The following is an 11736-nucleotide window of genomic DNA, read 5'->3' on the forward strand; positions in this document are numbered from 1 at the left end:
GACTTTAATTGTTTCAAACACAACCAATATCATAGCCGAAATAACCCGTTTAATCAACATTAAAATGCCAGTTTACGAATATTAGTAATAATTTTAGTCAAAAAAATAGCACTACGCCAAAGGTAGTGTTATTTTTGTGTTTTATTCTTCGGATTGATCAGAAGCTGAAGTTGGTTCTTCAACCTTTGATTCTTGTTCTTGGTCCTTAGCAACGACCGCCATGGTAGCCACCTTAGCGTCATCATCAACTCGGATTAAGTGAACTCCAAGAGTGGCACGACCAGTCTCAGAAACGTTATTAACCGCGAATCGAATCATGACACCCATGTTAGTAATTAACATGATGTCTTCATCGCCAGTAACGGTACTCAAACCAACCAGTGGACCATTCTTCTTGGTCACATTGGACGTCTTAATTCCTTTACCACCACGACCCTTAATTGGGTAATCGGCAGCTTTCGTTCGTTTACCGTATCCATTTTCAGAAATGACGAACACGTCACTGTCTGGTGTCAGGATGGCGGCTCCAACCACGTAGTCTTCAGAACGTAAGCGAACTCCGCGGACTCCGGAGGCCGAACGACCCATGGAACGAACGTCATCAGCTTTGAAACTGACGGCGTAGCCCAAATGGGTTCCGATGATCATGTTGTCACCGTTATCAACGATGGAAACTCCGATCACTTCATCGCCATCATGTAAATGAATGGCTTTTAAACCGTTCTTTCTGATGTTTAAGAAATCAGAAACGGGTGTCCGTTTAACCGTTCCTTGCTTCGTGGTGAAGAACAGGTACTTATCCTGATCGTTATGCTTAGATGAGATGCTGATCACCGTCTGAATCTTCTCATTTTGACCGAGGTTCAACAGGTTAACGATGGGAATTCCCTTCGCAGCCCGGCCGTACTCTGGAACTTCATAAGCCTTCATGCTGTAAACCTTACCAGCGTTAGTAAAGAACAAGAGTCGGTCGTGGGTCGCCGTTGATAGCAGGTGTTCAATAAAGTCATCCTTATTAACGCCCATGCCTTGAACTCCACGTCCACCACGATTTTGCGCCTTGAACTCGTCCGTTGGGAGACGTTTGATGTAACCGTTGTGGGTCAACGTGATGACCACGTTTTCCTCTTCGATTAAATCTTCGTCTTCGATGCTGGTAATTTCACCAACTAATAATTCGGTCCGACGTTTGTCACCGAACTTCTTCTGAATTTCAAGGAGTTCGTTATAGATGATCTCGTTAATTCGGTCCCGACTATTTAAAATGTCCTTGTAATCTTTAATGTTAGCAAGTAATTTATTGTGTTCATCGGTAATCTTGCCACGTTCCAGTCCGGTCAAACGAACTAGCCGCATGTCTAGGATCGCCTGGGCCTGCTTGTCATCTAGTTCAAAATTATTGATCAGTTCGTTTTTGGCAATGTCACCAGTCGAAGAACTTCGGATAATCTTGATGACCGCATCGATATTATCGAGAGCCACCAGCAATCCTTCCAGAATGTGAGCTCGGGCTTGGGCCTTTCGCAAATCAAACTTAGTTCTTCTGGTAATTACCTCAACCTGGTATTCCAGGTAGTACTGTAAGATTTCCTTTAAGCTCAAGACCTTTGGAGCACCATCAACGATGGCCAGCATGTTGAAACTAAATGAGGTCTGCATCAACGTCAACTTGTACAAGTTGTTCAAGATTACTTCCGCGGAAGCATCCCGTTTTACGTCAATGACAACCCGCATTCCGTCCTTATCGGACTCATCGTTAATCGCGGTAATGCCTTCAATTCGTTTGTCTCGCACTAAATCAGCAATCCGTTCGATCAACTTGGCCTTGTTGACCATGTAAGGAAGTTCAGTCGCAATAATACGTTGCTTTCCGTTCTTTTGTTCCTCAATGTCAACCTTGGCACGAACAATGATACTTCCACGGCCGGTTTCGTAGGCTCTTCTGATTCCAGATTTACCCATGACAACTCCACCAGTTGGAAAGTCTGGTCCGGGAAGTGCTTCCATCAAATCATTGGTGGTAGCGTCTGGATTTCTCATCAAAATATGAATGGCACTGATCACTTCACTTAGGTTGTGAGGTGGGATGTTAGTGGCCATTCCAACCGCAATTCCGGAAGCCCCGTTTAACAGCAGGTTGGGAATTCGAGCTGGGAGAACCACTGGTTCACGTTCGGTTCCATCATAATTGGGTTGAAAATCAACGGTGTCCTTGTTGATGTCCCGCAACATTTCCATTGAAATCTTGGAAAGACGGACTTCGGTGTAACGCATGGCAGCGGCACCATCACCGTCAACTGACCCGAAGTTTCCGTGTCCGTCAACTAACATGTAACGGTAACTGAATTCCTGGGCCATTCGTACCATGGCTTCGTAAACGGAACTGTCACCGTGGGGATGAAACTTACCTAAAACATCCCCCACAATTCTGGCAGACTTCTTGTAAGGCTTGTCTGGGGTAACCCCTAATTCGTGCATATCGTACAGAATCCGACGATGGACCGGCTTTAAACCGTCCCGAACGTCAGGAAGCGCACGTGACACGATCACACTCATTGCATAATCCAAGAACGATGATCTCATCTTCTTCGATAATTCAACGTTTTGAACTCGACTTGGTTTATTATTTTCTTCATTTGCCAAGAGATTTTGCCTCCATTCCTTGTTAAATCAGTCAATTAACCTAATTGTTTCATGTGAAACAATTTATACATCCAAGTTTTCAACAAAGGTTGCGTTGTCTTCGATAAACTTCCGTCTAGGAGCCACCTTTTCACCCATTAACATGGTGAAAGCCTCTTGGGCTGCCGAAGCATCATCAGAAGTAACTCTTAATAAACGACGGTGATCTGGATTCATGGTTGTGTCCCACAACTGGGAAGCATCCATTTCACCCAGACCCTTATATCTTTGAATCTGTGGTTTTGGTGAAGCCGGCAACTGACCTAGCAGTTCCTGGAGTTCTTCATCAGAATCAACGTATCGCTGGAATTTGTTTCCCTGACGAACTCGATACAAAGGTGGCTGAGCGATGTAGACGTATCCAGCATCGATCATTGGACGCATGTAATTGTAAATTAAGGTGAGCAGCAAAATCTGAATGTGAGCGCCATCGACATCGGCATCGGTCATGATGATCAACTTGTGATAGTTAACCTTGCTGATATCAAAGTCGTTTCCAAAGCCCGTTCCCATGGCGGTAAACAGAGAACGAATTTCTTCGTTTGCCAGGATTTTCTCCATGGTGGCCTTTTCAACGTTCAGGATCTTCCCACGAATTGGCAAGATGGCCTGGGTTAAACGAGAACGACCCTGCTTAGCTGAACCACCGGCGGAGTCACCTTCGACGATGAACAGTTCAGAAACGTTCGGATCCTTACTGGTGTTGTTAGCCAATTTTCCTGGCAAACTGTTAATTTCCAGTCCACTTCGTTTTCTAGTTACCTCACGAGCTCGTTTAGCCGCAGCCCGAGCCTTGGAAGCAACCGAACCCTTTTCAACGATTTGTTCAGCAATCTGAGGATGCTCCATCATGAACTTGGAGAACTCTTGACCAAAAATGTGGTCAGTAGCCGTTCTAGCATCAGAATTACCTAACTTGGTCTTGGTCTGACCTTCAAATTGAGGATCGGGATGCTTGATGGAGACAACTGCCGTCATCCCTTCACGCACATCGTCACCAGAAAGGTTGGGTTCGCTGTCCTTAATTAAATTGTTGTTTCTTCCATAGTTATTAATAATTCGTGTCAAAGCTCGCTTGAACCCTTCTTCGTGGGTTCCACCTTCGTAGGTGTTGATGTTGTTAGTAAACGTCAAAAGGGTGCTGTGATAATCATTCGTGTATTGAATGGAAACTTCAACCGTAATGCCGTTTTCTTGGCCCTCAATGTAAATGGGATCTTTGAAAATTGGGGTTCGACCACGATCCAAGAATTCCACGTAATGACGAATTCCACCTTCGTAGAAGAAGTCGTGTTCAACGGGTTCTTCTGGACGGTCATCTCTGATCGTGATGCGAAGACCCTTGTTTAAGAAGGCCAATTCTCTGACCCGGGTGGTCAAGGTCTTCATGTTAAAGGTCGTGGTTTCGGTAAAGATGTCTGGATCCGGAACAAAGTGAACCTTAGTTCCATGGGCGTCTTGAGGTGCATCACCGATGACCTTCATTGGGGTCTTGACGTGGCCTCTTTCAAAGTCCATGTAGTAGCGCTTGCCACCCTTTGTAACCACAACGTCCAGTTCTTTTGACAAGGCGTTTACAACTGAGGCTCCAACTCCGTGAAGTCCACCAGAAACCTTGTAACCGCCACCGCCGAATTTACCACCAGCGTGCAGGATCGTGAAAACGGTCTCTAGCGCTGATTTACCGGTATCTCTCTGGGTACCAATTGGAATTCCACGACCGTTATCGGTAACGGTAATACTATTGTCTTTTTCAACGACAACGTTGATTTCATCGGCGAAACCAGCCAGGGCTTCGTCAATTCCATTATCAATAATTTCCCAAACTAAATGGTGAAGTCCCTGTTCGTTAGTGGCTCCAATGTACATCCCGGGACGCTTTCTAACCGCTTCCAGTCCCTTTAAGACTTGAATTTGACTAGCGTCGTATTCGCCGGCACGTTCTCTTTTTGCTGCTTTTTCTTCATCAGTCACTACAATTCCTCCTCAACTACATTACTCGGATACAATGACTCCCTTTTCAATGTGAAAAGTTTTGGGGTTATTAATTAAATTAGATGCCACCCCACTCATGCTTGTGGTGGTCAAAAATGTCTGAACCCGGTCCTGAATGGCCGTCAGCAAGTGGGTCTGCCGACTCTCATCCAGTTCGGATAACACGTCATCAAGTAGAAGAACCGGATACTCCCCGGTTTCTTCCTTCATTAAGTCGATCTCTGCTAGTTTCGTAGACAAGGCGGCGGTTCGTTGCTGACCCTGCGAGCCAAACGTCGCAACATCCTTCCCGTTGACCATGAAGTGAAGGTCGTCTCGGTGCGGACCAAAGATGGTCGTTCCCTGTTTCACTTCCTTGTCACGATTGGCCTTGAACTTGGCTAACAAACTCTGATAGATCTGTTCCACCGAGGTCAGGTCCGCCTTCTTTAAGGATGTTACGTATTTAAAGCGTAACGTTTCCTTCTGCTGGGAAATTTCAGCATGAATCGCCTGCGACCACTTCTGTAGCTTGGCAATCAGCTGAATACGCTGAAAAATAATTTCGGCGGCATACGCTGATAGCTGGTCCGACAGAACGTCCAGATAAACCATGTCACTTTGTCGGTGTAACAAGAGTTCCCGCAGATAGGCATTTCGCTGCTTCAAGATCCGACGATACTGCGTCGTGTTGTACAGGTAGCGATTACTCATCTGGCCGAACTCCATGTCCATAAAGTGCCGACGAACCTGTGGTGATCCCTTTACGATCGACAAATCTTCGGGGGCAAATAAAATCACGTTAAGCTGCCCAACGTATGACGATAGCTTGGGTTGCTCAATGTGATTCACCTTGGCTCGTTTGCCATTTTTACCAAAATCAAGTTCTAGTTCAGTGGTCGTATGATTCTTCTTAACTCGTCCCCATAGTTGCGCATGGTTCTCCTTCCAATTGATCAGATCACGATTGGTAGTCGTCCGATGGCTCTTAGTGAGCGCGAGTGCATAAATTGCTTCAAGTAGATTGGTCTTTCCCTGGGCATTTTGTCCAAGTAAAACGTTCACTCCGTCTGAAAAATGAACATCAGCATCTTTATAATTACGAAAATTGCGTAATTTCAATTCTTCTAGCTGCATGCTTAACCCTACTTTGTCTTAATAAGAAACATTCCTACGTCTGGAATTGAGACCGTATCACCTTTGTAGAGTTTCTTCCCACGTCGATTCTCAGGCTCGTCGTTTAGGTACACCATGTTTTCCTTTAAGTACCACTTAGCTTTTCCGCCTGATTCCACAATGTTCTCTTCTTTTAGAAGTTGCCCCAAAGTTATGTACGGAGTCGTTATGAAAATGTCTTTTTTCATGAATTCACCCACTTTCAAATCTATTTCTATTATACCCCAAAAATAGGCAAAAGTACACAAATTGGGCGATTTTATGCGTTTTATGCTCATTTGTGCTTTTTCATACATAAGTGCCTCAAATGCACTAAAAAGCTCATATTCGTAAATAAATGGAAATTTGAGCTTTTTAGCTAATTTACCAACTTTTTGTAAGTTCAAACTGCGCGCACAAAAAAACGACCTCAACTTGGGGTCGTTGATCATCAATTATTAATTTAAAAGGTTCGAACTGGGGTAATGAGCTGAATGAAATCTTCCTTGTTTTCGGTTGGAACCAAGGTAAACGGTCGTAAGGCGGACGTAAACGAAATTTCAATGTCAGTCTGACCGAAGACCCGCAAGGCTTCCTTCATGTAATCGGGGTTAAAGGAAATCTCAAGGTCTTCCCCCTCAGAACTTTTTGGCTTCAAGTCTTCTTCCACCGTTCCTACGTCAGGTGAATTCCCGGAAATGGTAACCACCTGGTCGTTGGGTTTAATGGTCAACTTAATGACATTATTTCGTGATTCGTGTGAAAGAAGAGAAGCTCGTTCGATGGCTGAAAGTAAGTCGCCCGCTGCAAACTCCATCTTAGTATTAGATGACTTCGGGATCAGACGGGAAGTGTCCGGATAGTTCCCCTCAAGTAAGCGAGAATAGAATCTGGTGTCACCCAGGGTGAAGAGCACTTGATTTTCTGATAAATTCATCTGAATGTTCTGATCAATTCCGTCCAACATGTGGGAAAGTTCTTTCAAACTGTCTCCCGGGATCACCACGTCAAACTTACCGTCGTCATCGGCTGGCAGACTAACTCTTCGTTGGCTAAGACGGTGACTATCGGTCGCAACGGCCAGTAACTTATTGTTAGCAAGCGTGAAATGAACCCCTGTCAGGATTGGACGACTTTCCTGCTTTGAAACGGCAATGACCGTCTGACCAATGACCTGTCTAAAGATGTCGGAAGCCAGATCAACGGTGTTTTCCGTATCAACTTCTGGAAGGTGCGGATAACCATTGGCATCAAGACCGTTAATGGTGAACTCAGAGTTGCCTGATTTAATAGTCGTTTGAAAATTATCGCCAACTTCTAGTGACATCGTTTTGTCAGGAAGTTTTTTGACAATTTCACTAAAGAAACGGGCCGGTAGAACGATACTACCAGTTGATTTAATCGTCAGTTCGTTGTCAGGATTACTTGCTTTAACGCTGGTTTGAATTGATACATCAGCGTTACTACCAGTGAGAAGAATGTCACTTTCTGATACGTCCATCTTTAAACCAGTCAAGATTGGAATAGTGGTTTTTGATGAGATTGCTCTTGATACGGTATTGAGTGCTTTGATAAAAGCATTACGGTTCGTTACGAATTTCATTGCCAAATGTCCCCCTGAAAATGTGATGTCTATTTACTTAATTAAAGATATAAAGAACAGTAGAAGCAGTAGGCACTGTTAATACTGTGGATAACTCGGTAATTATTTACGGAATAAAAGTTATTAACTGTGGATAACTTTGTGAGTAACTCAATGAGTTATTTGCAGGTTATCCACACCCGTAATTATAACATTTTTAAATCGAACCACGGTTAGTGCTGTAACTCCGTCTTAATGTCCGAAATTTGTTTGCTTAAGTCAGAATCGTTGGCGGATGCGCGACTAATCTTGTCGTAGGCGTGAATGACGGTGGTGTGATCCTTTCCGCCAAACTCATCGCCGATTTTTGGAAGCGAGTTGTCGGTCATTTCTCGTGACAGGTACATCGCGATCTGACGTGGAACCACGATTGCCTTGACCCGTTTGGTGCCCTTAATTTCTTTGACACTGATGTGATAGTAGGACGCCACCTTTGAAATGATGTCCGAAACGGTCAGAGCGGAGCGTGCCTTCGCTAGTTTGAGCGGTCGAAGTGCGTTTGCGACCAGTTCGGTATCGATGGGTGCGTTGTTTAACTTGGCATACGCCTGCACTCTGGATAAGGCCCCCTCCAGTTCTCGCACGTTGGATTCGATCTGACTGGCAATGTACCCGAGGGCGTCAGCCGGGATGTCCATATTGTCGGCCTTGGCCTTCGCACGCAAAATAGCGGTTCTGGTTTCCAGATCGGGCGCGGTGATGTCAACGGAAAGTCCCCAGGCAAACCGCGAGACCAAGCGATCCTTTAGTTTGGGAACTTCGTTTGGAAGTCGATCAGACGTTAGCACGATCTGCTTATGATTGGAGTAGAGCGCCTGAAACGTGTTGAAGAATTCGTCCTGGGTGCCTTCTTTGTTACCAAAGAACTGGATGTCATCCACTAAAAGAACGTCAACGTTTCGGTAGACGTGACGAAATTCATCCATTTTGTTGTTTTGAATGGCGCCGATGAAATCGTTAGCAAATTTTTCACTCGTCACGTACATCACGCGCTGACTGGGATCATGCTTGACGATGTTGTTTCCGATCGCGTGCATCAAGTGGGTCTTCCCCAGTCCAACTCCTCCATATAAGAAGAGCGGATTGTACAATTTTCCGGGTGATTCACTAACAGCGAGAGCCGCAGCTTGGGCCATTTTGTTGCCCTGTCCAATTACGAATGTCTCAAACGTGTAGTTTGGTTCCAAGTGGGTATCGGTGTAGCTGTAAGAATCTTGGCCGCCATCGGCTGGCTTTGCAGCGGGTTTTGATTCCTTTTGTAGTTCTTCTTCTAAAACAAATTTAGGAGAAATGTTCTTATAAGTAATGGAGTATGCGTACTCAACTAATTGACTTTTGAGCATTTTTTCCCAGTAGTCACGATGAAGCGAAGATGGTAATTCGAGTGTCAAGGTATCGCCGTCGTATGCAATTGGTTTCACGGTGGCGATCCAAGTATCGTATGTCGTGCCCTCAAATTTCGGATCCGCTTTAAATTTATTCTTAATTTTGTCCCATAATTCGTTTTGATCCATTGAGAGTGACTCCTTGTGTTTAAATTATGATTGTATTCTAGCATGTAGAAAAAAAGTTTTCCACAGAAAAAACAGGGTGTGTATAAATGTTTCACAGGGTGTTCATTAGTTATCCACACACCTGTTTATAAGTCTAAAAATTAATTTATAATTTGCTGAAATTGACAGTTTGCTGTGCATAACTAATTGTTGTTACAGTAGGGATTGAAGCTTGATAATGAACTTTATCCACAAATTGTGTTTAACGTTGTTAACATGCTGTGTTTTTGTTCAAAAACGTGTTCAATTCATGTTAATTCCCACAGGAGTTATCCACAATAATCCACAGGCAAATTTTATGAAACTTTTTTAAAGCGAACGGAGTGTTGTGTATTAATTTAAAATCCCTATTTGAAGATTATTAGATTTGTGATACTATAAGTTAGAAAAGCTATTGAATAGACAACTTAATATAGACGATTAATTAGTAAGGAGGGTTAGTAATGAAAAGAACTTACCAACCAAAGAAACGTCGTAGAAACCGCGTTCATGGATTTAGAAAACGCATGAGCACTGGCAAAGGTCGTAGAGTTTTAGCACGTCGACGTCAAAAAGGTAGAAAAGTATTATCGGCATAGGCCACTGACCATTCAGTGGTCTTTTTCATTATTTTTTTGAAAATACTTGGAGATTATTCATGAGAAAATCGTACCGTGTCAAAAAAGAGGCTGACTTTCAAAAGGTTTTCGAAAAACATGATTCGGTTGCTAACCGACAATTTGTCGTGTACCAGCTGGAAAAACCGGGACAGAAACACTTCCGGATTGGAATTTCCGTGGGTAAGAAGATCGGAAATGCCGTTCATCGAAACTGGGTCAAACGGAGAATTCGCCAGTCGATCACAGAACTGAAGCCGGATCTAAGAACGGACGTGGATTTTTTAGTCATTGCACGTCCCAGAGCTGATGGGATGTCACAAAAAGACGTCAAGGCGAGCCTGATTCATGTTTTAAAGTTAGCTCATCTATTAGATTCTGATTATAGCGAGGAATAAAATTGAAAAAATTGAAAAGAATCGCTACTGCGGCGATGATTGCCAGCCTTGGTCTGGTGCTCACGGCATGTAGTAACGCTCCAATTACTAACCATAGTAAGGGGATTTGGGATGGCCTAGTCGTCCTTAATTTCTCGAGAGTAATTATTTGGTTATCAAAATTCTTTGGTGATAACTACGGAATCGGAATTATCATCTTCACCATTATTGTGAGAATTATCCTTCTACCACTAATGATGTATCAGACTAAGAGTATGAAGAAGACGCAGGAAATTCAGCCGCAACTGAAGGCCCTGCAGAAGAAGTACTCCAGTAAAGATTCCGATACAATGGAAAAATTACAGACTGAGCAACAGAAGCTGTATAAGGAAGCTGGCATTAATCCATGGGCCGGATGTTTGCCGATGGTTGTTCAACTACCAGTGATCTTTGCCTTGTATCAAGCCATCTGGCGGACTCACATTCTAAGAACTGGTCACTTCTTGTGGCTGCAGCTTGGTAGTCCGGATCCGTACTACATCTTGCCTGTGCTAGCCGCTTTGTTCACCTTCCTTAGTTCCTGGTTGTCAATGAAAGGTCAGCCAGAATCAAACGGAATGACGACGATGATGACGATTGGGATGCCAATCATTATCTTCTTCACTGCTTTGAACGTACCATCAGCCTTGTCCTTGTACTGGGTGGTTACGAATGCGTTCCAAGTAGTTCAGACGTTGTTAATCCAGAATCCCTGGAAGATCAATCGTGAACGTGAAGAAAAAGAACGTGAAAAACGCCAACACGATCGGGCTGTTAAAAAGGCCATTCGGAAAGCTAAGCAGAGTAAACATCACAAATAATTAACGAATAAAAAAGCAGACGGTGGTCTGCTTTTTTTGTTTTCTCGTAATTTGTAATATTACATCTGTGAATTCCTATTCCTTCAACGATTTGATTTGTGATAATATTAATACCGTTGGACATTTACAAATATAGGAGAAGCAACAATGACGAAATACACCGGAGCCACCATCGAAGCAGCCATCCAAAATGGCTTAAAATCACTTGATACTAATCGTAATAATGTTGAAATTAAGGTTATTAAAACCGCTAGTAAGGGATTTCTGGGATTTTTCAAGCATCCCGCAGAAGTTGAAATGAACGTTAAAACATCTGATCCAGCCCCGAAACGGGCTGAAAGTCAGTTAAAAGTCAAAAAGGAGGCTAGTACGGCCGTTGCTAGTCCGGTCCAAACCGAAGATCGTCACGCCAAAAACGTCGAAGCGGTAAGTGGATTAATTCAGTATTTACAGGCCATTACTGATCAAATGGGGATTGAGGCTGAACTAAGCTACGAGATGCCGAACAATCGCCACGTGACCATTAATTTTGATACTCCCAAAGAAGGCTTGTTAATTGGCAAACACGGTCGGACGATTAACGCCCTGCAGGAATTGAGCAATATTTACCTAAATAACATGGGAATTAGCTACCTGGAAGTTGAACTCGACACGGCTAATTACCGCCAACGTCGGCTTCAGATCCTCACTAGTCTCGCCGAACGGACGGCTAGAGAAGTTGTGGCAACGGGCAAACCAGTTTACTTGGACCCGATGCCCTCTTTTGAGCGCAAACAAATTCACGTGACACTTCAGGACAGTTCAGAAGTGATGACGTATTCAGCGGGACGTGAACCCCACCGTTCCATTGTGGTGGCTCCTCGCTAAATAATTGACAAAATAAAATTTTCGTCCTAC

At 43.8% G+C, this 11736-nt stretch carries 10 protein-coding genes; 4 read left to right on the top strand and 6 right to left on the bottom strand.

Features of this window, described 5'->3' with window-relative positions; all coding sequences use genetic code 11:
* Positions 1–141 precede the first annotated feature (141 nt).
* The 6 genes from gyrA to dnaA form a co-directional block, all read right to left on the bottom strand.
* The gene (gene gyrA, locus AC6UD2_RS02330) at positions 142–2583 is read right to left on the bottom strand and encodes a DNA gyrase subunit A (protein WP_500697934.1); all 2442 of its coding nucleotides are present in this window, start codon (positions 2581–2583) and stop codon (positions 142–144) included.
* A 123-nt stretch (positions 2584–2706) separates the two neighbouring features.
* Complete coding sequence (gene gyrB / locus AC6UD2_RS02335) at positions 2707–4656, bottom strand: DNA topoisomerase (ATP-hydrolyzing) subunit B (protein WP_010022187.1); 1950 nt, start codon at positions 4654–4656, stop codon at positions 2707–2709.
* A 21-nt stretch (positions 4657–4677) separates the two neighbouring features.
* On the bottom strand, positions 4678–5793 hold the full coding sequence (recF, locus tag AC6UD2_RS02340; protein ID WP_039143578.1) for a DNA replication/repair protein RecF: 1116 nt from the start codon (positions 5791–5793) through the stop codon (positions 4678–4680).
* 8 nt (positions 5794–5801) lie between these two features.
* Positions 5802–6020 carry a S4 domain-containing protein YaaA gene (gene yaaA / locus AC6UD2_RS02345; RefSeq protein WP_500697903.1) on the bottom strand — a complete coding sequence of 73 codons (219 nt, stop codon included), beginning with the start codon at positions 6018–6020 and terminating at the stop codon, positions 5802–5804.
* Positions 6021–6274: 254 nt separating this feature from the next.
* Positions 6275–7414, bottom strand: a complete 1140-nt coding sequence (gene dnaN, locus AC6UD2_RS02350) for a DNA polymerase III subunit beta (RefSeq protein ID WP_500697904.1) — start codon at positions 7412–7414, stop codon at positions 6275–6277.
* Positions 7415–7626: 212 nt separating this feature from the next.
* Complete coding sequence (gene dnaA, locus AC6UD2_RS02355; RefSeq protein ID WP_010022182.1) at positions 7627–8967, bottom strand: chromosomal replication initiator protein DnaA; 1341 nt, start codon at positions 8965–8967, stop codon at positions 7627–7629.
* 482 nt (positions 8968–9449) lie between these two features.
* Between dnaA and rpmH the strand changes: the two genes are divergently transcribed.
* The 4 genes from rpmH to jag all read left to right on the top strand — a co-directional run bounded on the left by rpmH (position 9450) and on the right by jag (position 11706).
* Positions 9450–9584, top strand: coding sequence for a 50S ribosomal protein L34 (rpmH, locus tag AC6UD2_RS02360; RefSeq protein WP_010022181.1), 135 nt, complete (start codon positions 9450–9452; stop codon positions 9582–9584).
* Between the two features lie 59 nt (positions 9585–9643).
* Positions 9644–10000, top strand: coding sequence for a ribonuclease P protein component (gene rnpA / locus AC6UD2_RS02365; RefSeq protein ID WP_039143585.1), 357 nt, complete (start codon positions 9644–9646; stop codon positions 9998–10000).
* A gap of 2 nt (positions 10001–10002) precedes the next feature.
* Entirely contained in the window at positions 10003–10839 is an 837-nt protein-coding gene (locus AC6UD2_RS02370; protein ID WP_500697905.1) for a YidC/Oxa1 family membrane protein insertase, read from the top strand.
* 147 nt (positions 10840–10986) lie between these two features.
* Positions 10987–11706, top strand: coding sequence for an RNA-binding cell elongation regulator Jag/EloR (jag, locus tag AC6UD2_RS02375; protein WP_039143590.1), 720 nt, complete (start codon positions 10987–10989; stop codon positions 11704–11706).
* Positions 11707–11736: the final 30 nt, after the last annotated feature.

It is taken from the genome of Fructilactobacillus sp. X2R5C2 (assembly GCF_059901375.1).

Excerpts from the sequence above, each read along its gene's own strand:
- recF (WP_039143578.1), bottom strand. The coding sequence starts at position 5,793 with ATGCAGCTAGAAGAATTGAAATTACGCAATTTTCGTAATTATAAAGAT.
- yaaA (WP_500697903.1), bottom strand. The coding sequence starts at position 6,020 with ATGAAAAAAGACATTTTCATAACGACTCCGTACATAACTTTGGGGCAA.
- jag (WP_039143590.1), top strand. The coding sequence starts at position 10,987 with ATGACGAAATACACCGGAGCCACCATCGAAGCAGCCATCCAAAATGGC.
- gyrA (WP_500697934.1), bottom strand. The coding sequence starts at position 2,583 with ATGAGATCATCGTTCTTGGATTATGCAATGAGTGTGATCGTGTCACGT.
- rnpA (WP_039143585.1), top strand. The coding sequence starts at position 9,644 with ATGAGAAAATCGTACCGTGTCAAAAAAGAGGCTGACTTTCAAAAGGTT.
- rpmH (WP_010022181.1), top strand. The coding sequence starts at position 9,450 with ATGAAAAGAACTTACCAACCAAAGAAACGTCGTAGAAACCGCGTTCAT.
- dnaA (WP_010022182.1), bottom strand. The coding sequence starts at position 8,967 with ATGGATCAAAACGAATTATGGGACAAAATTAAGAATAAATTTAAAGCG.
- dnaN (WP_500697904.1), bottom strand. The coding sequence starts at position 7,414 with ATGAAATTCGTAACGAACCGTAATGCTTTTATCAAAGCACTCAATACC.